The sequence below is a fragment of the Methylobacterium sp. A52T genome (assembly GCF_053346095.1).
In genome coordinates this window covers 1-22,091 of record NZ_JBKFBI010000038.1, presented here as the reverse complement: position 1 = coordinate 22,091, position 22,091 = coordinate 1, and the positions used below count along the sequence as shown (strand labels likewise).

The 22,091-nt window shown below is 66.6% G+C and carries 28 protein-coding genes and 1 tRNA gene; 7 read left to right on the top strand and 22 right to left on the bottom strand.

Annotation, left to right across the window (positions count from 1 at the left end):
* Positions 1 to 42 precede the first annotated feature (42 nt).
* The 3 genes from ACLBYE_RS11885 to ACLBYE_RS11875 are packed head-to-tail and all read left to right on the top strand — an operon-like array spanning position 43 to position 1,531.
* A complete protein-coding gene (locus tag ACLBYE_RS11885) occupies positions 43 to 459 on the top strand; it encodes a hypothetical protein (protein WP_447694355.1) in 417 nt (138 codons plus the stop codon).
* 11 nt (positions 460 to 470) lie between these two features.
* The gene (locus ACLBYE_RS11880) at positions 471 to 1,133 is read left to right on the top strand and encodes a hypothetical protein (protein ID WP_447694354.1); all 663 of its coding nucleotides are present in this window, start codon (positions 471 to 473) and stop codon (positions 1,131 to 1,133) included.
* The gene (locus tag ACLBYE_RS11875; RefSeq protein WP_447694353.1) at positions 1,130 to 1,531 is read left to right on the top strand and encodes a hypothetical protein; all 402 of its coding nucleotides are present in this window, start codon (positions 1,130 to 1,132) and stop codon (positions 1,529 to 1,531) included. The genes ACLBYE_RS11880 and ACLBYE_RS11875 overlap by 4 nt, the downstream gene beginning before the upstream one ends.
* 345 nt (positions 1,532 to 1,876) lie before the next feature.
* Here ACLBYE_RS11875 and ACLBYE_RS11870 read toward each other — a convergent pair whose 3' ends face one another.
* From ACLBYE_RS11870 to ACLBYE_RS11765, 22 genes are all read right to left on the bottom strand, one after another.
* Positions 1,877 to 4,174, bottom strand: a complete 2,298-nt coding sequence (locus ACLBYE_RS11870) for a phage tail tip lysozyme (protein WP_447694352.1) — start codon at positions 4,172 to 4,174, stop codon at positions 1,877 to 1,879.
* Between the two features lie 12 nt (positions 4,175 to 4,186).
* Positions 4,187 to 4,636: a hypothetical protein gene (locus ACLBYE_RS11865; RefSeq protein WP_447694351.1), complete on the bottom strand. Its 450-nt coding sequence runs from the start codon at positions 4,634 to 4,636 to the stop codon at positions 4,187 to 4,189.
* A 1-nt stretch (position 4,637) separates the two neighbouring features.
* Positions 4,638 to 4,859: a hypothetical protein gene (locus ACLBYE_RS11860; protein WP_447694350.1), complete on the bottom strand. Its 222-nt coding sequence runs from the start codon at positions 4,857 to 4,859 to the stop codon at positions 4,638 to 4,640.
* 13 nt (positions 4,860 to 4,872) lie between these two features.
* Positions 4,873 to 5,877, bottom strand: coding sequence for a hypothetical protein (locus ACLBYE_RS11855; RefSeq protein ID WP_447694349.1), 1,005 nt, complete (start codon positions 5,875 to 5,877; stop codon positions 4,873 to 4,875).
* Positions 5,878 to 6,085: 208 nt separating this feature from the next.
* Positions 6,086 to 6,757, bottom strand: coding sequence for a hypothetical protein (locus tag ACLBYE_RS11850; protein ID WP_447694348.1), 672 nt, complete (start codon positions 6,755 to 6,757; stop codon positions 6,086 to 6,088).
* 5 nt (positions 6,758 to 6,762) lie between these two features.
* Positions 6,763 to 7,281: a hypothetical protein gene (locus ACLBYE_RS11845; protein ID WP_447694347.1), complete on the bottom strand. Its 519-nt coding sequence runs from the start codon at positions 7,279 to 7,281 to the stop codon at positions 6,763 to 6,765.
* An 11-nt stretch (positions 7,282 to 7,292) separates the two neighbouring features.
* Entirely contained in the window at positions 7,293 to 7,571 is a 279-nt protein-coding gene (locus ACLBYE_RS11840) for a hypothetical protein (protein ID WP_447694346.1), read from the bottom strand.
* Between the two features lie 10 nt (positions 7,572 to 7,581).
* Positions 7,582 to 8,091, bottom strand: coding sequence for a hypothetical protein (locus ACLBYE_RS11835; RefSeq protein WP_447694345.1), 510 nt, complete (start codon positions 8,089 to 8,091; stop codon positions 7,582 to 7,584).
* Positions 8,091 to 9,425 carry a DNA-packaging protein gene (locus ACLBYE_RS11830; protein ID WP_447694344.1) on the bottom strand — a complete coding sequence of 445 codons (1,335 nt, stop codon included), beginning with the start codon at positions 9,423 to 9,425 and terminating at the stop codon, positions 8,091 to 8,093. The genes ACLBYE_RS11835 and ACLBYE_RS11830 overlap by 1 nt, the downstream gene beginning before the upstream one ends.
* Positions 9,415 to 10,059: a hypothetical protein gene (locus tag ACLBYE_RS11825; protein WP_447694343.1), complete on the bottom strand. Its 645-nt coding sequence runs from the start codon at positions 10,057 to 10,059 to the stop codon at positions 9,415 to 9,417. The genes ACLBYE_RS11830 and ACLBYE_RS11825 overlap by 11 nt, the downstream gene beginning before the upstream one ends.
* A gap of 456 nt (positions 10,060 to 10,515) precedes the next feature.
* Positions 10,516 to 11,748, bottom strand: a complete 1,233-nt coding sequence (locus tag ACLBYE_RS11820; protein ID WP_447694342.1) for an AAA family ATPase — start codon at positions 11,746 to 11,748, stop codon at positions 10,516 to 10,518.
* Complete coding sequence (locus ACLBYE_RS11815) at positions 11,748 to 11,981, bottom strand: hypothetical protein (RefSeq protein ID WP_447694341.1); 234 nt, start codon at positions 11,979 to 11,981, stop codon at positions 11,748 to 11,750. The genes ACLBYE_RS11820 and ACLBYE_RS11815 overlap by 1 nt, the downstream gene beginning before the upstream one ends.
* Entirely contained in the window at positions 11,978 to 12,883 is a 906-nt protein-coding gene (locus tag ACLBYE_RS11810; RefSeq protein ID WP_447694340.1) for a hypothetical protein, read from the bottom strand. The genes ACLBYE_RS11815 and ACLBYE_RS11810 overlap by 4 nt, the downstream gene beginning before the upstream one ends.
* Positions 12,880 to 13,089, bottom strand: a complete 210-nt coding sequence (locus tag ACLBYE_RS11805) for a hypothetical protein (protein WP_447694339.1) — start codon at positions 13,087 to 13,089, stop codon at positions 12,880 to 12,882. The genes ACLBYE_RS11810 and ACLBYE_RS11805 overlap by 4 nt, the downstream gene beginning before the upstream one ends.
* A 42-nt stretch (positions 13,090 to 13,131) precedes the next feature.
* Positions 13,132 to 13,311 (bottom strand): hypothetical protein, encoded by a 180-nt coding sequence (locus ACLBYE_RS11800; RefSeq protein WP_447694338.1) that lies wholly within the window; start codon positions 13,309 to 13,311, stop codon positions 13,132 to 13,134.
* A 210-nt stretch (positions 13,312 to 13,521) separates the two neighbouring features.
* A complete protein-coding gene (locus ACLBYE_RS11795; RefSeq protein ID WP_447694337.1) occupies positions 13,522 to 13,749 on the bottom strand; it encodes a helix-turn-helix domain-containing protein in 228 nt (75 codons plus the stop codon).
* Positions 13,750 to 13,865: 116 nt separating this feature from the next.
* Entirely contained in the window at positions 13,866 to 14,480 is a 615-nt protein-coding gene (locus ACLBYE_RS11790) for a hypothetical protein (protein ID WP_447694336.1), read from the bottom strand.
* A complete protein-coding gene (locus tag ACLBYE_RS11785; protein WP_447694335.1) occupies positions 14,477 to 15,661 on the bottom strand; it encodes a tyrosine-type recombinase/integrase in 1,185 nt (394 codons plus the stop codon). Before ACLBYE_RS11785 ends, ACLBYE_RS11790 begins: the two co-directional genes overlap by 4 nt.
* A 142-nt stretch (positions 15,662 to 15,803) precedes the next feature.
* A tRNA-Ser gene (locus tag ACLBYE_RS11780) sits at positions 15,804 to 15,893 on the bottom strand.
* An 81-nt stretch (positions 15,894 to 15,974) separates the two neighbouring features.
* Entirely contained in the window at positions 15,975 to 17,093 is a 1,119-nt protein-coding gene (locus ACLBYE_RS11775; RefSeq protein WP_012321591.1) for an ATP-dependent DNA helicase, read from the bottom strand.
* Positions 17,090 to 18,022, bottom strand: a complete 933-nt coding sequence (hemF, locus tag ACLBYE_RS11770) for an oxygen-dependent coproporphyrinogen oxidase (RefSeq protein ID WP_020091129.1) — start codon at positions 18,020 to 18,022, stop codon at positions 17,090 to 17,092. The genes ACLBYE_RS11775 and hemF overlap by 4 nt, the downstream gene beginning before the upstream one ends.
* A 148-nt stretch (positions 18,023 to 18,170) precedes the next feature.
* Positions 18,171 to 18,584, bottom strand: a complete 414-nt coding sequence (locus ACLBYE_RS11765; protein WP_091980418.1) for a PaaI family thioesterase — start codon at positions 18,582 to 18,584, stop codon at positions 18,171 to 18,173.
* Positions 18,585 to 19,068: 484 nt separating this feature from the next.
* On the opposite strand from ACLBYE_RS11765, the gene ACLBYE_RS11760 reads away from it, so the two are divergent.
* The 4 genes from ACLBYE_RS11760 to ACLBYE_RS11745 form a co-directional block, all read left to right on the top strand.
* Complete coding sequence (locus tag ACLBYE_RS11760; RefSeq protein ID WP_091675820.1) at positions 19,069 to 19,578, top strand: MucR family transcriptional regulator; 510 nt, start codon at positions 19,069 to 19,071, stop codon at positions 19,576 to 19,578.
* Between the two features lie 523 nt (positions 19,579 to 20,101).
* Complete coding sequence (locus ACLBYE_RS11755; RefSeq protein ID WP_447694334.1) at positions 20,102 to 20,563, top strand: N-acetyltransferase family protein; 462 nt, start codon at positions 20,102 to 20,104, stop codon at positions 20,561 to 20,563.
* A gap of 70 nt (positions 20,564 to 20,633) precedes the next feature.
* Entirely contained in the window at positions 20,634 to 20,990 is a 357-nt protein-coding gene (locus ACLBYE_RS11750; RefSeq protein ID WP_447694333.1) for a hypothetical protein, read from the top strand.
* Positions 20,991 to 21,150: 160 nt separating this feature from the next.
* The coding region (locus tag ACLBYE_RS11745; protein ID WP_447694332.1) for a DUF2336 domain-containing protein at positions 21,151 to 22,091 on the top strand (941 nt) is incomplete at its 3' end.

The following is a 22,091-nucleotide window of genomic DNA, read 5'->3' as shown; positions in this document are numbered from 1 at the left end:
CCTGCCTGGGCGATCTGTTCAACATTTGGCGGAGACAGCGTTATGGCCGAGAAAAGCCAACCCATGCAGCCTCGACAGCGAACAATAAAGACGCAGTATAAGGAGGCGGGTGATTTTCGCTCAAATCATGCGGATGGTGTAGTGGTCGTCACTAAGGCCGACGATATTGGCGCATTAGTACAAGTCACGTTCACAAGTAATTTCTCAAGCGTTGTTTCCGACAAAACCCGCGTTGAAGAAATTGGGAATGGAATTCGCCCCATATCACCCCCTGAATTTGAATTAGACACTTACAGAATGGCGGAGTGCGCTGTTAGCATGAGGCCTGATCACGCAATGGGATTAGCTTCGGCGATTATGCAGCAGCTATCTCAAATGCCAGAACATCTTCGGAGACTTTATCGAATTCCAGACATTGCTGCCGCAGTATCTTCTCTGCCAGACGATTTCATGAAATAGCCGGTGTTGAAATGAAACGTCCACAGACCGTTAAAAGGGCGGCACTTGCTGGCGTGTCCGCAATTGCAGGAACAACGCCATTCATGATGCCTGCGCCAACTGTGCGTTATGCTGCGCCTCCGCCTGTGAAATTATCGACCGCGACAAATCCCACCAGCGCAACTACAATGGGCGGCACGCGCCTTGAAATTGCTCCGGCTGGAACTTTCTCGCAGATGCGGCAGATCGTTGCGTTCTATCAATCATTGTCCAGTGGCAGCGCATCAGCTCCGACATCATTGATGCCGGCAACCGGCACAGAAACACATATGAGCAAGCCGCGCATAGATTGGTTCGATGAAGCCTCAGAGTCTCTCAAAGATTTAGCTGAAGACGCTGCCGCTGAAGATGTCCCCGCGCCAGGGGAAGCGGTGATTGCTAGATCAATTGATATTTTGAGAATTTGCTCGGATCTAGGTGCGCCAGATCCCTCGGTTGAACATGACGATAAGGGCGGCGTCGATTTATTTTTTAAGCAAAACAAAAGGGCTCTGCTAGTCGCCGTTCGCGCAGATGGATCATTAGCGTTGTTTGGTGATGATCCAGAAGAGCATTGGCGGGGACGATATAGCCGCGCGGGCAAAAACTGGAAGAAGCATCTTACGTATTCGATTGATCAGCTGCTAAGCGCATGAGTGATATAAACCCTGAGATTGACACGGATGAACTTCTGGGGCGCGCGATATTCGATAGCAAGAAAGCAAAGAGCGCCGCGAAGGGAACTATCCCGCCCAAAGTTTTCCGTGAGCGAGACGGCGTTCGGGAGCTTTCTGTCGATAGGTTATCAATTGGCGATGTGGGCGCTTTGATAAAGACGCACGACGAGGAGAGAGTGGGGCAAAGTCTGCAAGGATGGGCGGTTGTTACTCGATCTGCCGCATGCGAAATGAACCGAACCGTTGTGGGGGTGGTGACGCCTACAAACCCATGGCACGCGGAGATCGTTCTCAATTTTGCAGGCGACGCGGATCCGGATGAGCAAACCCAGCATGCGGTAAACCTAGCAAACAATGCCGAATGGAAGGCGCGCTGAAAGATTATGTTCGGTAGCATCTTAGCCCGCAAACAAACTATCGAAGGCTATCCTGCCGGGATGCGCTACGCCCTCGCCGCCGCTGTGATCCTAGCCGCTGCAACGCCGGCAAGCGCGGCCCCAACGCCGCGCCAGCTCGAGGACGCGTTCTTCGACGCCAACCTGCACTGCCAAGGTGCGTCCGATCCCGACAGTGCCGAGGCACGCAAGGCGTGTCAGAGCCGGACGGATCTCAGCGCACGGCCCGCCAGCGGCGGCTACTGCTTCGGTCGGTATGGGCAGTCGGAGAAGCAATACGCTTGGCATCGCTGCGGCCGCGGATCGCTCCACCCGACTGCTGACTGACTAGGCGACGGCCGACTGCGCGTTCTCCAAGGCCAGATTGTGCATCCGGCCGAACGTGCTCTCCATCATCCGCCCAGCCTCACGGACGTTCCGGGCTTCGTGGATCGTCGTGTTGTTGTTGAACGTCTGACTGATTGCCTTGCTCGTCGTGCTGTTCTGGATTGAGTTCTGAACCGCGGGAGACAGCGAGGGATCCGGCCGGGTAAGCGCGTTCACGTCGAAGTTCGGCATCTGCATCATGCGCGGTACGCCGGGCACGTTGATGACCGGGGCCGCACTGGCACCACCACCGCCCCGCACCTCAATCTTCGGAGCCGTAACCTGAATTGCGGACTGCGCTGCCCGCTCAGGAATGACGGGCACCTTGCCAGCCTGCCGACGGAGCGTGTCTAGATAAGGCTTGCGGAAAGCGTAGGCTCCGGCATGGTCGGCCGGGTTCTCGTACCGGTTGATGTACTCGCGCAACGCCGCTTCGCCGTTGGCCGCCCCTTTGATGGACTCGTAGACGCCGCGGTAGCGACCCTCGACCATCTCTTTGCGCATCCAAGCTTGCTGCGCTTTGATGTCGTTCCACGAAGTGCCCATTTCAGCCGCGGTTCGCCGAAGCCCCTCGGCTCGGTCGAGGCGCCACTGAGCGGTTCCGAAGGCGGTTGGTACGCCGTTCCGGTGATCCCCTATGGACCAAGGCCGCAAGTCGGCATGTGACTCGCCCTGAAGCCCAGCCACGACAGCCCGCGCCTTGTCCGGCTGAAGCCCGAGGCCGCCCTTGTCTACATCGCGTTGCGCAAAATCGAGCCACGAGGCGACACGAGCTCGACCTTCATTAGTGCCTGCGCCAGCGCGATAGCGGTGCCCGCGTACAGTCACCATGCCGTCTTGGTTCGGCGTCTCCACCCCATCTCCAGGCTGTGCGCCTGCTGATCTGGCTCCTAGAGCGTGACGCACACGGCCGTAGACGCCGCCGCGGGTACCCGCAGGGGCATTCGGGTCCGGCTTGCCGCCAAGGATCGTCGGCGCGTTGCGCTCGTACCAAGTGCGCTTGTCCTCGACGGGCCCCGGCTTCGCGCCAGGTGTGACGACGACACCAGGCGTCCCGGCCTCATTGCCGAAGGTCCGGTGAACCCAATCCCGATAGCCCGTGACGAGGCTACCCATGCCCGGCACGGCCTCGCGGTTGAGCAGGCCAGTCATCTTGAGCAGCCTCTCGATGGCCAAGACACTTCGCTCGACCGCCCCGGCAAACCGCTCCGTTCGCGTGACGATATCGTCCCACCGCTTCACGAACTCGTCGCCGTCGCTGCCAGTGATGCTCTCGATCATGGCGCCGATCTTCTCGGCCACCCACACAAGGGCTTTCGAGATGTCGTTCATCACGCGCTCGACCTTCTCAGGGTTCGAGGCAATCCATTCTTGGAAGCGGTCAACGATGGCCTTCAGAGCTGGCGCAAGGCTGACCATGAGCTTGTCGCCCAGCGCCGAGGCCGTGGCCTGCAACCGCGTGAGCGAGCGCTGGAAGCCCATAGAGGCTTCGGTCGACTGCTTGGTATCGACGCCCAGCGAGGTCGTGAGCTTGTTGTACTCGGCCCGGTAGCGGTCGATCTGGTCGATGTACTTCGTCAGAAGGGCGTAGTTTTCTTCAGAGATGCCGGCCAATGCGGCTTCCCTAGAGCCCGCGTCATATCCGTGCTTCTGCAGGATCCGCACGGTATCGAGCAACTGATCCGTCTTGTCCTTGGCCATGTCTACGCCAAGGCCGGCGACGAAGCCCTTGACGCCACTGTTCTCCCGCAGAGCCTTCGTGAAGCTCTCGACCGCGGAGATAGCCTGGTCGGACGTGCCACCCACTTGCTTGAAGGCATAGCTCAGGGAGTTGAGGGCCTGGACGGACGCACCGGTCCGCTGCGACACGAAGCCGAGATGGTCGAAGGACTGCGCGACACGGTTCGCCGCGTAGCTGACGGCGGTTGCCATCGCGGTCGCCGCGAGCGCCAGCTTGCTCATGCTGGACATGAAGTCCTTGTGGCGCTGCTCCCGCTTCTGCGCGGCCTCCCTTTCAGCCTTGTCGATCGCCTGCGCGTTGGCGAGCGCTTCCTTGGCCTCCTTGAGGTTGGTCTCGCGCGTGAGCTTCGCGATCTCCTCCTCTGTCTTGGCGCCGGCCCACCGGGCATCCTCGATGCGCTTCTCGGCGGCCCTCACGGCGGCCTCGTAGTCCGCAATCGACTTCTTCGCCGTGTTGAGCGAGCCGGTGTCGACCTGAAAGCCGAGCGCGACGGAGAAGGATTTCAGCCAGTCGTCCATAATCGTTCCCCCTCAGTGCAGCTTGCCGATGACGGCGCGGATCTCGGCCGGCACCATCTCGCCGCCGCCCTCCAGCCACCGCTTGACCGTGAAGCCGAGCGCGTAGCCAACCATGTGCTCCAGCGCGGCGCCGTCGATATCGGCGAAGGCCGGCTCTGGGTCGCCCTTCGGCCAGACCGGCACCCACGCGCCGCCGTGCTCGCGCGATAGGCTTCCGCAGCTCGCGCGCTCGATCATGTCCGTGTCGTCGTCGGTCAGCCTGCCCCAGGCCCGGAACACGGTCTGAATGACCTTCTGCACGTCCATGTTGGCGCGCAGCGCGATGCGCGGGCCAGGCACCAGCACGAGCGGCACGGCCTCGGCGATCATGGGGGCGAACCGGCGCAGGATGCGGGTCTCCGTCTGCGCTGACATCCGGTCGAACCGATAGCGGTTGCCGGCGATCTCGAACTCGGCTTCCACGTCAATTCCTCCGTGTCTCGACCGCACGAACAACGATGTCGCGAAGTCGCTCCAGATTTTCAGGCTCCAGCCCGCCCGATAGAGCAAAGGCTGTCAGCACGGACATGGCGACTTGCGAACAAATCTCGTCGTCCGCCTGGATTTCGTACAGGCCTAGACCTGCACGCGCGCCAAGCATGGCGCCGTGAAAGACCTTCTCGTCGAGGTTGTCGTGCTCTGTCATAGCGGCGCTTCTCTCAATTGCTCGACATCGTTATTCCGCGCGAGGCATATTGCGGAGGCACTGAACCTTCCGCCGTCGTCACCGCCACGAAGTTTGTGTAAAATGGGTTGCCGCGCGTATCTCCTTCGTGATTGACGTAGAAAACCTTGTAGGTTCCATCTGCCGAAAGCGCGCCGTACTGCGCGAGCAAGCGGTTGTTCGGTTCCCCTGCGATGCTCGGATCTATCTCGGCCCGCTGGATTGATTTGTTGTCGATCTTGACCGTCGCGGTCGGGACGATCATGCCATTCAAAAGGCTGCGACCCTCAATGCCGCCAATGGTCTGGACGGCCTGTCCAATCAATCCGGTCTGTCCTGTGAGAACGATGGCTCCTCCAGGCTTGGCCTTATTGTTGGCCACAACCTGAAAAACCCCATTCTGAATAGACCAAGAGGTAGCAGTCGCGGCACAAGTCTGCCGCAGCCAGTCCTTCGCCATCCCGAACAAAGCAGCGCCACGTGGAAACTTGGTTTTTGTCAGCGCATCCTTGTCGATATAGCCGATCTTCACGCCGAGCCCACCCAGGGCGTCAGCGCAGACCATAAGGCGATCGTAGTGAGTGTGCCCCGCGGATAGGGTTTTGTTGACGATCGCGTTGTTCCGCGCGATCCCGGAGTCTGTCGCGAGGATCGCCAAATAGCTGTCGGGGTCCATCACGTCGTCGCGCATGTTCGCGCGGACCTGCCGGATCTGCCCCTTGAACAGGACATGCACCGGGCCGTCGCCGTAGCCGGCAGACAGGGTGATTGGCCTACCGATCATCAGCGTGGCAGCGACGCTGCTCTGAGACACGTTGAAGATATCTGCGCGCAGGACGTTCGGCGTGCTCACGTCCCCCTGTTGCGTGCTGAAGCGGATCCGCAGGCCAGGGCCGTCGGTGCGGCCATCTGCAACGCTGTCAGGCTTGGTGCCGTCGTAGGTCCAGGTGCGGCCGCCCTCGATGGCGACTTGGCACTTGCGGAGGTAAAGTTCGGACATAGCCAGATCCCAGATGGCGCCCCCGGCACGTCGAGCGCGCCGGAGGCCTTGTCGGGTGCGGGAACATCGGCTGTTTGTCCCGTCTGCCGCCGGTTACTTTGGGAGCGCCACCAGCGACTGGGCGCCGTGCGGGTGAAGGCTCGAAAAGCCCCGCACTAGCTGCGCGGCCGGGATACCTGACCCTACAGGTCCCGGTGATCGCGCTGCATCAGGCTGCCGAGCGCGGCGGCGGCTCGGCGAACACGTCCTCCGGCATGGGAAGCCGGGCGTCGGGATCGGATGCGAGGCGGTCGCGCACAACCTGCCAGGGGCACGGCAGGGCCGTCGAACTGCTCGGCGAGTAGCCGGCGCCGGGGTCCCACAGCCCGTAGGTGGCATTCGCCGCGCGCCGCAGCATTGTCACCCGGTGCTGCAGGTCTAGCAGCTCGGCGATGACGGCCGCCCGCGTCGGGTCGGCGTCGAGAACCGCCTTGATCGCGTCGTCAACGGCCATCTGGGATAGCGTGCACGGCGTCTCTAGAAGCTGAAGGTCGGTCTGAAGCTCGGCCGACACCTTCTTGGAAGCCGTGATTTCGTCATTCACGGCAGCCAACTCGGCGCGGGCCTCCGCGGCCCTGCCGGTGCCGGCGAAGCTCTCGCCGCGGAGCAGCGCATCCCGGCGATCGTTCTGGCTTGCGAGGCCTCCGAGGTTGCGGATTTCCTCCTCAAGGTCGGACTGGCGGGAGTAGAGAGGATATCGAGCCTCGTCGGTGGCCTTGATCTCGGCGCGCTTGGCCGCGACCAGTGCCAGCCGGCGGTCGCGCTCGGTGATGGCGTCGGCGAGCCGCTGCCGCTCGGGCGTGCGGGCGGGCGGGATCAGGGTGAGGACTGCTTTCGGCATGATGCTCAGCGCCCCTTGAACATGTTCGGGAACTCGCGCTCGACTTCGGCGCGCGTAGCGGTCGTGAGCGGCCGCGAGGGCTTCGGCGGGATCGGCGCCGCATAGCCGATGGAGCCGCCGTCCTTCAGCCGGCCGTGGTTCGGGAGCACGGCCTTCACTTCAGCCTCGCGCTGCGCGTCGAGCGCCATGCCCATGCTGGCCGGGCGGGCGTCGTAGCCGAGCAGCGGCGCGCGGATGGCCCGACGCACGATCCGGCGCGTCGAGGCCGGCAGAGCGTCCGCCGCCATGCGCTTGGTCGGGTTCAGGTCCTCGGCCTTGTCGATCACGTCGTCCAGCATGTCGGTGACGGTCGCGAAGTCGCCTTCCGACAGCTTGCTCGACAGAAACGCGAGGATGCCGTTGATCTTGCTCTCGTCGACCGGCGCGCTGTCGTGAGCGATCTTCACCGTGCCGGGCGCGCCGACCGAGTAGGCCTTGCTGCACTTCGTCATCGAGGCGCAAAACTTCATGGGACTTTCGGGCATCAGCCTCTCCTTCAGTTGTTCGGCGGGTTCCAGGGAATGAAGTTCGACAGCGGCACGTCGGAGGGCTTCTCCGTCGGCGCGTGCAGCTCGATCACGCCGCCGTCCGCCGGGTTGCCGGTGACAGCCGAGGCCGGCGCCCAGGACGCGGACATCAGGTTCACCGGCTGGACGATGGCGAAGTACCGCTGATCATTCGCGATGCCGGTGTAGGCGGCGGCAGGCCAACGGCGGCACGGGCGGCCGTCGATCAGTAGAGACTGTGCGGAATACAAGCAGACGCGATAGCCCATAGTCAGTCTCTCACTCTCGAATATTTCGGCTCATGACGGTGTAGGTGAACGACCGGCGGTAGGCGCCCGTGTCGATCAGCGGCTTGGTGCCGGTGCGGCCGCGACGGATCCGAGCCTTGACCGTGCGCTCGGCGAGAGGCGCGAAGGCCCCGTCCGTGATCTGCTGCTGGACGGCCGCGACACCCATGAGCCCGATGGCGTGGAGGGCCTTCTCCGGGGCGTCGAGGTCGCCCAGGAAAGCGGCCTTCGCAGCCTTGAGCAGCCGGTCGGCGGCCTGCTCGCGGATGCTCTCTACGCCTGGCACGAGGTGCGCGCGGGCGGGCAGGTTCTTCTCAGGCTGACCGTGCTCGAAGAGATAGCCGAGCACGGCGTTCGAGATCGGCGCCTCGCCCTTCTCAGCGGGATGCTTGCTCGACGCCGGGATGCCGATGGCGACGCGCTTGTTCAGTTCTCGCAGCACCGCCCGGGCGAACGGGTCGAGGGGTCCGTTCTTCACCGTGAGCTTTGAGGTCATCGGCATCAGCGCAGGCTCCCGTAGCGGTCGCGGGCGCGGGAGCGCATGCCGACACCAGGAGCCGCAAAGGCCGCGGCCTGCTCGGGCGTGACGATGAGGGGCTTGTTTGCGTCGAGCATCAGGTCGGACAGCGCCCACACCAGCGCATCGACCCGGTCGGGCGAGTAGCCAGCCCGCGAACGATCGAAGTCGCTCGTGAAGCTGCACATCTGGTCTTCGAGCTTGGCGAAGGATCCGACGTGGTGGACCTTGTGCTGCTCGTACAAGGCGCTGATCGGCTCGGCGCGGACAGCCTTGCCCCGCGACGCGCGCACCTCACGATAGCTCGCACGGTCATCGGCCATGCGGATCGTCGCCTCGACCAGCGCGCCGCCGTTGTTCACCTCGGCCACGATCCGGTCAGCTTGGTGCTGCTGGTAAGCCGCCACCGCCTTCTTGGCCCAGTCCAGGGGACCGTAGCGCCCGCTCAGGTCGGCCAGGATGTAGGCGTGTCCGTCCTTCGAGAGGCCGGCGACCACAATCCCGGTCTCGTCGCTGTTCTCAGTGTTCGTCACCGCCGGATCGACCGCGACCACGATCCGGCGCAGCTCCGGCGCTGCCGGGACCCGATCCGCGTCCAACCAATCCCGCTGCCAAAGCGCCCCCGGCACATCCGCCAGGTACTCGCCGTCCAATTCCTGCCGACCGAGGCGCGTGCCGCCGTAGCGGTTCTCGATCGCCTCCACGAAGCCGGGGGCGAGGTTCGCCGCGTTGTCCCGCGTCCGACCCCGGGTGACCACGACGCCGTTGCCCTCGCGGGCCATCAGGTCGCTGAGCAGCTTGATCGGCTTCGGGGTCGTCGTGACGCAGGCCCGTGGGTTCCGTCCGATCCGCAGGCCGAACTGGACCTGATCCCAAACCGCCTGTGCATTCATCCAGGCGCCAAGCTCGTCCGCCCAAACCGCTCCGTGCTGGGGACCGCGCAGACGATCCGGCTCCTCTGCCGAGAACGAGGTCGCAATCGCACCGTTCGGCCAAGTCAGGCGCCGCTTGGACGGCTCGTAGGTCGGCCGGAAGTGGTTCGGGGCGATGGCGAGAAGGCCGGACTCGCCCTCAATCATCGTGTCGCGGGCGTCAGCAGCCGTGGGGGCGACAAGCGCGATGCGCCCGACCGTGCCGGACTGCGCCAGTTCGCTCACCCACTCCGCGCCGGTGCGGGTCTTCCCGAAGCCGCGGCCCGCCAGGATCAGCCACACCGCCCAGTCACCGGCGGGCGGAAGCTGCTCGGGCCGAGCCTTCCGACGCCACCCAGTTTCCAGAGCCTCGCGCAGGGAGGCGTACAGGCTGGTCTCAGGCTGCATGGGCCGTCCCCTCAATCATGAGAGGAAGGGCCGGCTGTTGGCTCCCCTTACCGCCCTGGGCGCCATCCAGCTCGGCTAGGCCGTCGAGGACAGCCGCCAGGGCCTCCGGATAGGGGGCGAGCCGCTGCATCAGCATAGTCTGCAGCCGCTGCATCATGGGCGAGGCCATCAGCACGGCGACGTTGTTCGTGATGTTGGTGATCGTCGGGACGGACTTCAGGTCGCCCGTGATCCGCGCCTTCTCCGTCAGAGCCTTGGTGAGAGCGTTGGAGAGCATGGCGTGGGCAGAGTGGTTCTGAGCCGCCGCTGCCTCGATGCGGGCGCGAGCCAACCCGCTCACCATCACGTCGAGGTGCTGGATAAGGCCCATGCCGCTCTTGGCGGCCGCTTCGGCCAGTTCCTCCAGCGGGACGCCTGCCGAGAGCGCGGCCTTATAATCGGGGTCCAGGCTCTTCATGTGCCGGGCGATGGCGTCGCGACCGACGTTGAAGCGCGCCGCGATCTTGTCGAGGCTCAGCCCGGCGAGGGACGACAGCTCAATGCTGATCCGGTCGGGATGGCGGCGCAGGTGGCCCTTCGGCGCGCGCTTGCGGCCGTCCTCAGTGCCTCCAGTTCCGACCCGAGTATGCGCCATGTCCGGCACCGCCGCCCGTCGAAGTTACCGCTTCGTGAAGCTTTATAGCACAAGCTATATTTTATAGCTAGAGTTCCACCCGTGGAGCGGTTCGGGCGTAGAAACAGCCATGAACGTGGGACGTAGTGTGGGTAGCGATCAGCGCTCAATCTCAAGCAATTGATGCAGCTATCGAATTCGCCGAGGTTGGCGGAAGGCCCATCCGCCGCCTCCCAAAAGGCCGCTCAGAGTGAGCGCCGGGCCGGCAGCCTGTCGCGTGTGTGGAGGCTGGTCGCCCAGCTTTCCTATGCCGACCTGCACACCGACCCGGCTCGTCTTTCAGCGTCTGCCACACCTCTCAAAGTGTGGCGTGGCAAGGTGTGGCGGTGTGGCGCCTCGGGTGGTTTGCCCCACTGCCACACCTGCCCCACCCCCTTTAGGGGGGGGCAAGGTGAGGCGGGGCATTTCACCCCCATTTCAGGCTGCCTCACCTACCTCGACGAAGGACCGCTTATTGCGCTTCTCGTCGGTGCCTTCGACCACCACGAACATGCCGGTTTCGATCCAGACTTTGAGCATGGCCTGGACGCGCTTCTTTCCGGCAGCGTCGAGTTCGATGCCAAGGTCTCTGGCTATCGGGATCCCGACCCACTCCTTGGACTGTGCATTCTCCCGCCACCGGCCTTCAGCGACTGAGCGCTGGGCTTTGCGAAGGTGATCGACGGTCAGTCCCTCCAGCATGTCGGGCCACTGCCAGGGTTCGACGACAGCGACGTGATCGCCACCGTCGACAGAGTCGGCCGGGCCGTTGCCGAGTTCGACTGGGACGAGGTGGAACCACTCGCTGCGCTCGGGTGGCGGAGCGAGGTTCGCCTTGCCATTGTCGGCACGGAAGTAGCCACGGTTCGTCGGCAGCCCGGCGCGGTCCGCTTGCTCCTTGGTCATGGGGTTGAGCACCCGGGCGCTACGGGCGGCCGCCAGCAGAGCGCCGGCTCCGCGGCCGTCCTCGACCGTGTACTCGCCCGTGGAGCCGCTCTGACCTTTTCGGACGTGGTGGATCAACTCGACGGCAGCCCTGCCCTCCTCCGCGACGCGGTTCCAAGCTTTGGCGACGATGTCGATGGCGGCGTTGTCGTTTTCGGTGACTCGGTGCGAGCTGACGAACGGGTCAATCACCACCACGTCGATCCGGTTGTCGAGGACGGCGCGGGTCAGGCCCTCCACCACCGGCTCGGCGACCTTGGTGCCCTCCCGAGTCGTGGTGGCGATGACGATGCTCGTCGTGCGGCCGGAATTCAGGAACAGGCGTCCCTCAATCTCGGCTGGCTTGATCCCGTAGTGCAGGCAGATCGCGACGACGCGGCGCTCGATCTCCTCCATCGGGTCTTCGAGGTTCAGGTACCAGCACCGCAGCGGCTTCGGCACCGACACACCGAGCAAGGGCCTGCCGGTCACCATAGCGATGACCTCGACCAGCGCGAGGCTGGACTTGCCGACGCCGCCGGGTGCCGCCGTGGTGCTCAGGAACCTGCGGATCAGATGCCGGCCGTACACCCACTCGCGCGGCGGGATCGTGGTCGGATCCCGCCACCGGAAGGGTTGGGCGCGGATGACCGGCTTGGCTTCCGGCATGGCGTCTGGATCCGGGCCGGGCCAGCCACAGAACGGGTCTGCGTCGACCGATGCCCGGTTGAACGAGCGCTCCGACATCAGGCACCTCCGCGCGAGCCAGAGGGCCGGAGTGTCGCTGCAGTGTCTGCGGCGCTCGCGAGCGCGACGGCGGCTTGGCGCAGGGCGTAGTTCACGCCCCGGCTGTCCCCTATTGAGGCCAACTCCGCGGCCGTCCGGGCGTAGGTCTCGGCGATGCCGGCGGCCTCCGCGATGGCCTCAAAGGTGTGGGCGAGCAGCGCCGCCCGCTCTGGATTGCGGATCGGCGCGTTCATACCCCGTCCTCCTCAAGCATGTCTGAGATCCGGCCGATCAGCGCGCGCTCCGACTCCTCCGCTACGCGCGCCACGGCCAAGGCGTTGGTCGGGAGCAGGGCCTCGATTTCGGTTCGTAGGAGTCGGCGTAGGACGCCGGCCGGCATGGCTTCGGCCTCGACCGTCTCGCGGACGTGGGGCGCCCGCCGATCGCCGGCCTTCCGGGGTTTGCCGGGCAGGCCGTAAAACTCGATCTGCTCCGGGGTGATGCCGAGCCGGGTGAACGTCATGTCCACATCGGCACGCAGATGGCTGCGTAGTTCGCGCTCTAGCGCCACATCAATCAGCACACCGGCCGGGTCGAAGTCGCCGATGTAGAAGATCACCACAGGCTTGCCGTCGCGGCGGCCGTTGATGCTCTCGGCGGCTTGGTAGGCCAGCGAGATCGAGGAGAACCCGCCGCACGGGTACAGGCTGACGGCAAGCTCCTCGCAGTCGCCCTGGATCGTGCCGGCGATCGACCGGCTCTCCGTCCAGACCTCCACGTAGTGCGCGGCCCTCTGCCAGAGATCGGCGCGGTAGAGGCCCTGCACCCGGCGTAGGAAGTCGCCCGTGCCGGAGAACGTGTCCACGAAGTAGCCGCGGCGGGTCGCGTCGGTGATCCAGCCGTAGGGCAGGCTGCCGGCGCGGCGCATCTTCACGATCCGGTCTTGCACCTGCGCGTAGCCCGCATCGGTCTTCTCGACCGGCTCAGGCAGGCGCGGATCCGTCATCCGGTAGAAGACGTGGCGGACTGACTGCGGGTGGTCCTCGGCGAGCACGTCGAGGATTTGCTGCTCGAGCTGCCCGACCTGAGCTGCGGTGCGACGGGACCGCTTTATCCGGCCCGCCTGATAAGTTGAGTTGAGGGTTGGCGCGTTCACGCTGCGCCTCCCTGATTGCGGAAGGCCTGCATGGCCCAGGCGAACCTGTCCTGCGCGTCCGGCAGATGCGCCGTCAGGGCGTTCATCGCGCCGACGCCAGCACGGGCGTATTCGCGGTCCACGAGGTCAGGTGTCGTGGTGACGCCCTTCCCAACCTCCTGGGCCATGCTGATGAGGCCCTGGGCGACGAAGTGCGGCGCGATCAACACCGGCTCGCCGTCAACCTCGACCGTGTGGCAGGCTTCCCTCTAACTTCTCAGAAGAGCAGCTTTCAGGGCCCGGCGCAGATCGCTTGGCAGCGCAAGCGCTGCCAGCAACTCCTCATGGGCGTGCCACGGCATGTCGGGTCCAGCGGACGGTCCGCGGAAGAAGTGGACCGACACGCCGTTGATGGTGGCGATGTGGATGGGTGCGGCGCTCGTGATCATGTGCGCCCCCAACGATCCGCCACGCTGTAGGCGTGGGCCGCGATGACCGCCGCGAGCGCCGGGCTGAAAACGTATTGTGCCCGGAGGCGTGCAGTCTGGATTTCGAGCGGAGTGGGTGCTATCTCAGAACCATCGGTGCCCACCGAGATTTCCGAGGCCCGCCGGCTTGCCAGAGCCGTGCGGGCTTCACCTTTTCTGGAGGTCATTCCTTTACGCGGCCCCCATCATCAAGGAGGCGGCGTAGGCACGAAGGCTATCGTCCGTGACCCGGGTGGCGGCGCCGATCTTGACCACGCGCAGTTTGCCCTGGCCGATCAGGCGGTAGAGCGTGGTATGGCCGATGCCCAAGATGTGCTGGACATCCTTGGGGCTATGAAAAAGCTTTCCCGTTGACGCGCGCAGATTTACCTGCGGCGCCTGCATCTGCTGCAGAGCCATGATTGATTTTCCTCAGCGGTCCGCTGGTGTTCCAGCGGCTATGCAGAGTTCTGGGGAGTGTAGGTCTTACTGTCGAGCGTCACGTCGGAAAGGGCTTGAAAGCCTTCGGAAAGCCTTCAAGAATTTTCTGAATTTTCTGCCAGTTCGGCTTCGTTGATCCAGTTTTGGATCGTCCGCACGGTCACTCCAGGCTTGCCAGTCTTCGCGCGCTCAGCGTTCACGGCGTCGCGGATCACATCTGCCGCCTTGTAGGGGTTCCGAAAATCTACGCCTGCCGCCACGCAATGCCGCTTAACCAGCTCGATGCGGGCTGCTTTATCCTTGGTTAGCCTTGGTAGGCGAGCCGCCCTCGCTAAATTAGCCTGCTTCTCAAGTGTTTCTTGGACTGCGCTGTCCGTGAGCCGAAGATACATCGACGTTTTGAGAACACCCGATACTACATGCACGAACAACTCAATCGCGCTCTCTTCGTAGAACGACGGGTTATTTTCGTCTATAATCCTACCAAGTATTGTAAGCAGTTTCTCGCGATTGACTTTCAGGGTACGGATGCCCCTCTCCAAATCCAATCTGTCAACAGTGTCGAGCGATCGGTTATTTAAGGCCGCAATACCGGCATGTTCGATATTATGGACCAGCTCGGATAACTGCTTCTTATAAGCGCGATAAAAGCTTCCGTTCGCCTGCTCGACAGGAGAAACCGCATCGTCGGGCTGATCGTCATCTGTCATTGCGCGCCTCGGCAGAACGCCGACCAAGCGTCCATCAACTCGCGACGCTTCGCGAACAGGTCACCACGCCGATAGGCCCGCTCGACCTTGGACTCGACGGTGTGGGCGAGCGCCATCTCGACCACCTCGGACGGGAAGTCCGTGATCTCGGAGGCCCAGTCGCGGAACGAGCTGCGGAAGCCGTGAACCGTCAGGTCCTCGCGCTTCATCCGCCGGAGCAGCACCAGCATGGCCATGTTTGAGAGGGGCTTCCCGCGGCGGGCGCCGGGGAACACGAACGTGTCGTCGTGCCCGTGCAACTGGGTCAGGACCTCTATCGCGCTGGCTGACAGAGGGACGCGGTGCTCGACGCTGGCTTTCATCCGCTCGGCCGGCACCGTCCAGACCCTGGCTTCTAGGTCGATCTCGGACCAGCGAGCGCCCAACGCCTCGCCCGTGCGCGCGGCCGTCAGGATCGTGAAGGTCATCAGCTTCGCGGCGAGGCCGGGCTGCTCGCCCACTTTCTTCAGAAAGGCAGGCACGTCCTTGAAGGGTAGAGCTGCGTGGTGCTCCACCTTCCGGACCTTGGAGCGCTTCGGCAGCAGGTTGACGAGGTGCCCCTTCCAGCGCGCCGGGTTCTCGCCGCGCCGGTAGCCCTGAGTCGCGGCCCAATCGAGTACCGACTCAATCCGGCCTCGCACGCGCGACGCCGTCTCGGGCTTCGTGGTCCAGATCGCTTGGAGCGCTTTCAGCACCAAGCCGGTGTCGACCGCCTGGACCGGCAGATCGCCGAAGACCGGATGCGCATAGGTTTCCAGCGTGGCCGTCCACTGCGCAGCATGCTTCTCGTTGCGCCAGCCGGCTTTGTGGGCCTGGATGTAGCCGTCCGCGCAGCCGCTGAAGGTGATCGCCTTGGCAGCCTCGACGGCCGCTTCCTGGCGCTGCCCACGGCGCATCTCGATCGGGTCAATGCCCTCGTAGCAGAGCTTGCGGCAGGTCAGGGCCTTGTCGCGCGCCTCGGCGAGCGTGAACGTGCCGGCCGAGCCGAGACCCATCTCGCGCGATTTGCCGCGCAGCGTGTAGCGAAAGATCCAGCTCTTCCCGCCGGTGCCGGTGACCTGAAGCCATAGGCCGCCGCCGTCCCCGTACATGCCGGGGTTCTTGAGCTTCGCGACCCCAAGTGCTGTCAGCTTTCCCGCCATCTCGGATCTGCCCACGTCGCTACCCACATGGTAGTCGCGAATTTGGGCGAACACCAGCGGCCCGCCGCGGACGGCAGGCTGAAGATTGCTTAGGGATTTCTGTGGCTTAGGAGACCTCCGCGGATTGCTGCGGAAGGGTAACTGGCGGAGAGGGGGGGATTCGAACCCCCGATGCCCTTGCAGGCATGCCGCATTTCGAGTGCGGTGCATTCAACCGCTCTGCCACCTCTCCGCAAGGTGCCTCGATGAGACGGGCGGTGCGTAGCACGCGTGGTCCCGCTTCACAAGCGAGACGTCGCGCGGCGGCGCCGGATCAGACCACCACGGTGATCGCCTGCGCCGCCCGGGTCAGGCCGGTGTAGAGCCAGCGCGCCCGGTGCTCGCGGAACGCGTAGGATTCGTCGAACAGCGTGACCCGATCCCACTGCGACCCCTGCGCCTTGTGCACGGTCAGCGCGTAGCCGTAGGTGAACTCGTCCGTCTCGCGCCGCAGGAACAGCGGGATCTCCTCGTCCGTGCCGGAGATCATCGCGCGCAGCACCTTGATGTCGGTGGGCTTCCGGCGGAGCGCCGGGTCGTCCTCCGGCACCACGTCGAGGCGGATCAGGTCCGGACGCGGCGGCGCGCGCAGGGCCTGCACGGTCCAGGTCGAGCCGTTGAGCAGGCCCTTCACCCGGTCGTTGCGCAGGCAGACCAGCTTCTCGCCGATCGCCGGCATCGGGTCCGTGTGGCCGGCGAGCTCCCGCAGCCGGGCATTGTAGAGGCGGCGGGTCTTGTTCAGGCCGACCAGCACCTGATCGCACTCGAGCACCTCGGCCGGATCCAGGGCGCGGCGCGACACGATCCGGCTCTGCCCGTAGCTGCCGAGCTCCAGCCGGCCGCCCTCGCGCACGGTCATGGCCATGCGGACGATCGGGTCGTCCTTGGCCTGCCGGTGCACCTCGGTGAGCATCACGTCGGGCTCGGCCTCGGTGAAGAAGCCGCCGCCGCGCACCGGCGGCAGCTGCGCCGGGTCGCCCAGGACGAGGACCGGCCGCTCGAAGGACAGGAGATCGTTGCCGAGGTCGGAATCGACCATCGAGCACTCGTCGATGATGATCAGGTCCGCCTTGGCGGCCGGGCCCGAGCGGTTCAGCGTGAAGGTCGGGCCGCCCTCCTCCGCCTCCTTGGTGCGGTAGATCAGCGAGTGGATCGTGGCGGCGTCGTAGCAGCCCTTCTGGCGCATCACCGAGGCCGCCTTGCCGGTGAAGGCCCCGTAGACCACGGTGCCGTCGACATCCTCGGCGATCCGGCGGGCGAGCGTCGTCTTGCCGGTGCCGGCATAGCCGAACAGCCGGAACACCTGCGATCCCCCGTCCCGCCGCCACGCGGCGATCGCCTTCAGCGCCGCGTCCTGCTGCGGCGCGTAGGCGGCCGGCAGACCCGCACTCACGGCCAGCGCACGGTCGGCGGCATCGAGGAGAGGATGGAGGCGACGTTGCCGCCCGTCTTCAGGCCGAAGATCGTGCCCCGGTCGTAGAGCAGGTTGAACTCCACGTAGCGGCCCCGCCGCACCTGCTGCTCGTGGCGGTCCGCCTCGGTCCAGGGCGTGCCGAGATTGTCGCGCACGATCTTCGGGTAGGCCTCCAGGAAGGCCCGGCCCACGTCGCGGGTGTAGGCGAGGTCGGCCTGCGGCGTCCCGCTCCAGAGGTAATCGTAGAAGATCCCGCCGATGCCGCGCGGCTCGTTCCGGTGCTTGAGATGGAAATACTCGTCGCACCACGCCTTGTAGCGGGCGTGGTCGATGCCGTGCGCCGCGCAGGCCCGCGCCAGGCAGGCGTGGAAGTGGCGGCTGTCCGGATCGTCCTGCGTGCGGCGCCGGTCGAGCACCGGCGTCAGGTCGGCCCCGCCCCCGAACCACGCCCGCGTCGTCGCGACGAACCGGGTGTTCATGTGCACCGTCGGCACGTGCGGGTTCCACGGATGGGCGATCAGCGAGATGCCGGTGGCGAAGAAGCGCGGATCCTCGGCGGCGCCGGGCATCTGGGCGCGGAATTCCGGCGCGAACTCGCCGTGCACCGTCGAGATGTGCACGCCGGCCTTCTCGAAGACGCGGCCCCGCAGCATCGCCATGACGCCGCCGCCGCCCGGCCGCCCGGTATGGTCGGTCCGGTTCCACGGGGTCTTCTCGAATGTCCCGGGGCCCTCGGGCGCGTCGGGGTGGAACGGGCCCGCCGCCTCCGCCTCGAGGGTCTCCAGGGCGGCGACGATCCGGTCGCGCAGCGTCTCGAACCACGCCGCGGCTTCGGACTTCATGGCCGTCACGTCGGCCTCGGAGGGAGGCGCAGCCAGGGCTGCGCGCGCGTCGTCCGGCATCGTCATGACACAGGCTTTTCCACCCTGCCGGGCGCACGTCAATGCGGTCGCAGCGCGGTCGCGGCCCCGCACGGGCGCGCAGGGATCCCGCGCAGGGATCCCGCGCCGGCGTCCCGACCGGCGACAAGGTCCCTACGCGGCCCCTACGCGGCCCCTACGCGGGCGCCGGCCGCTCGCCGACGGGCTTGAGCAGCCCCGTGGCGGTCGCCACCAGCTCCCCGGCCTCGTCGCGGATCTCGGCCTCGCAGAAGATCACCGACCGCCCCGCCCGGGTGACCCGTCCCTCGGCTGTCAGGACGCCGCGGCCGGGGGCGAGGAAGCGGGTCTGCATGTCGAGGGTCACCACCGGGCGCCCCGCCCGCAGCCGCGCCGCCGTCCCCAGGGCGACGTCGAGCAGGGTGCAGAGCGCGCCGCCATGGGCGATGCCGAGGTTGTTGGCGTGCTCCGGCCGCAGGGCGAGGCGCAGCCGCGTCCGGCCCGCGCGCACGTCGAGCGCCTCGATCCCGCAGTGATCCACGAACGGGATGACGGCGCCGAAGACGGTGCCCGTCTCCGAGCGCTGATCCACTTGCTGATCCACTTGGTGATCCCCTTGCCGGTCCACTTGCTGGTCCACGCCGATCGCCCCGGATCCTGTCCCGCCCGGATCCTTATCGCCCGGCCGCCTCCGAGGCCATGACCGGTCCGCGGCAGATCACGTGACAGTCCGGCCGAAACGTTCGTCCCGTCCCGAAGGCTCACGGGACATCGCGGCGGGCCGCCGCGTGAAGTTCTGCGCCTCTCATCAGACCGGAGACGGATCTTCGCAGAGGAAGCCGGCGGCGAGATCGCGGCGGAAGGCATAACCGGCGCCCGTCCGCGTCGCCCGGTCTCGTCCAACTTCGGCTCCGGGGTGTCGGTTTGCTCGACGGTCGATTTCAGCTCGACCCACGGTTTGAATAATATGCGTGTTCATGGCGGGGGCATTGTGTAGGGAAATGCTCGACGACGACTTGATTTTGCTGCACAGACGTTAGAACCGTCTCACGACGGTCGGATAGAGGGAATCATCGATGGACGACAACGCCACTGAGCAGCAGCAGACCTTTATCGAGCAGGCGTCCGACATCGTCTCGGCGTATGTCTCGAACAATTCCGTGCCGATCAGCGAATTGCCCGGTCTGCTCGCCGGCGTTCACGCCGCGCTGACGAAGCTGTCCGCCCCCGCGGCGACGGTCACCGAGGCGGCCGACAAGCCGACGCCGGCCCAGATCCGCAAGTCGGTGACGCCGGACGCCCTGATCTCGTTCATCGACGGCAAGCCGTACAAGACGCTCAAGCGGCACCTGTCGCGCAACGGCCTGACGATCGAGCAGTATCGCGAGCGCTTCGGGCTGCCGCGCGACTATCCGTCGACGGCCGCGAGCTACTCGGCCCAGCGCTCGGAACTCGCCCGCAGCCTCGGCCTCGGCCAGCAGCGCCGCAAATCCGCCGCCCCGGCGCCCGAGCCCGAGCCCGTCGCGGAAGTGGCCGAGAAGCCGAAGCGCGCCAGCCGCTCCCGCAAGGCCAAGGAGACGGCCTGAGCCCCGCCTGAGCCCGGCAACGCCCGGGCTCGTGGTTACCGGCCGGCGCGCGACCCGCGCGCCGGTCCGTCACGCGAAATCGGCGAGGTCGTCGGCCACGTCGCCGGCGGCGATCTCCGTCTCGGCCTTGTGCCGCTCGACCGCCTCGGCCTCCGCCCCGATCTCCGGCCCGACCTCTGCCTCGGTCATGCCGGGCCGCGGGCCCGGCCCCTCGGGCGCCGGCGCTGTCTCCGGCCGCGCCTGGCCGGCCTCCCCTTCGGAAGCTCGATCCGTCACCCGCCCCGCCATGCTGCGCGCTCCCCGATCCGCCGACGGGAGAGCAAAGCGCGGACGGCCCGGCGCGTTCCGCGCGCGCCGCATCACGACGGCGCCGCGCGCGACGGAGCCGATAACGCGGTGATCGCGACCTGCGGGACGGCGCCGCGTCTGAGCCTCAGGAGCGCGACGCGCCGTGTCGAGAGGCGTCGCCGCGCGTTGAACCGCCGGACATGCATGCGCCGGACATGCCGATCGGGAGCGGGATTTGGGCAATCGCTACGGGCTGGAGATCCGCGCCGCCGCGGGGCCGGACGCCGCGGGTCTCGCGGCGCTGCTCAGCGAGGTCGGGGTCGCGGTCGGCGCCGCGGACCTCGCGGCCCGGCTCGAGGCCCTGCAGCGGGACGGCGGCATCGCCCTCGTCGCCGTGGAACGGGGACCGCCGAGCGGCCTCATCGCCGTCGCCCCCGTGCGGACGCTGGACGCGCCGCGGTCCTTCGGCCTGATCACCGGCCTCGCGGTCGCCGCCGAGTCCCGCCGCCGGGGCATCGGCCGGGTCCTGCTGAAGGCGGCCGGCCGGGCGGCGCGGCAGGCGGGCTGCGACCGGCTGCTCCTGGCCGCGGGGCCGGACCAGGCGGCCCTGCGCGCCTTCTGCGCCGCCGCCGGCTTCGCCGACGACGGGACGATGCTCGCGCGGCCGCTGCTGAAGCGGGGGGCCGGGGAGAGCTGAGATCCGCGACATCCTGGCCGACGCCGACGGGGGTTCACCGGGCGTTACCCCCGGAGAGTGGAGCCCCCCGATGACGCTGCGATCCGAGACCCCGCCGCCGCCCGCGAACCTGCCCTGCGATCCGCCCCCGGATTCCGAGGCGCCGACCGCCGCGCAGCTCAAGGGCGACATCGACAGCGGCCGCACCGCCGACAAGACCCCGCACATGGATATCGGCGCGGCCCCGCTCGGGACTTGCGAGGAGGCCGGCGGGACGCCGCCGACGCCCCGGGAGGTCCGGATCGCGCGGCAGAACGAGCGGGCGCCCTCGGAGCGGGCGGCCAAGGGTTACCCGCATCAGCGGCAGCCCTGGGTCCTGCCGCTCTACGCCGGCATCATCGTCGCGGCCGCCGTGGCGCTCGGCCTCGTGCTCTGGCTGACGCACTGACTGACGCGCTGACTGACGCGCTGCCGGTCGGGCCGGGGCGGGACCGCGCCGGTGCCATCCTGGCGCAGGACGACACGGTCGCCGCGGCGGCGGTTTAAAGGTCGATTCACGTCGATGCGGTTAGCGTGACCTTACTGCAGTCTTGCGTAACCGATCCTCCATGCCCCCTTCCGTCGATGCTCCGCCGGACCTGTCCGGGCTCCTCGAACTGTCACGCATCGAGAATCTCGATCTCAAGCCGGTGATCCTCCGGGTTCAGACGGACCTGTTCGTCCGGGCCGCGGCCCGGGACCGGACCGAGATCGAGATCTTCGAGTCCCTGGCCTGCGGCCTGATCCCGACGGTGGACGAGGAGACGGCCCGGGTCGTGGCCCGCAAGCTGGCCCCCTGCCCCGAGACGCCGCCCGCGGTGCTGGAGGCGCTCGCCCTGCGCGGCGGCGGCGCCCGCGACGCGGTGGTGGAGCTGGCCCCGACCCTGAGCCACCGCCTGATCGAGGCGGCCCTGGCCGAGGGGTCGGACATCGCCGCCCGCATCGCCGCCCGGGCCGGGCTGAGCCGGGAGGCGGTGGACGAGCTGTCCCGCGAGGGCCGCCCCGAGATCGACCGCGCCCTGGCGGCCAATCTCGGCCACACCCTGCGGGGCGCGGCCCTGTCGCGGCTCGTGGACCGCGGCCGCACCGCCCCCGACCTCGCCCGGCTGCTGCTGGTCCGGCCCGACGTTTCGGCCGCCGACCTCGTGCCCCTCTACCTGCACGCCGACCCGATGCGCCGCACGGTGATCGGCCGGGCCGTCGAGGCGACCGCCGCCCTGCGCCCCTGCCCGCCGCCGCCCCGCGGCCTCGGCGAGACCCTGACCGGCCTGTCCGCCGCCCGCGACGTTCCCGCCTTCATGGCGGCGCTGGCCGACGGGCTCGGCTTGCCCCGCGATTTCCTGACCGTGGTCGCCGACGCGGGCACCCGCTACGACCTCCTGACCCTCGGCCTGCGGGCCGCCGGCCTGCACGAGGAGGAGGCGGTCTACATCTTCCTGACCCTCAACCAGGGGGTGGCGCGCTCGGCCGAGCGCGTCGCCGACCTCGTCCCCCTGTTCCGCACCCTGGG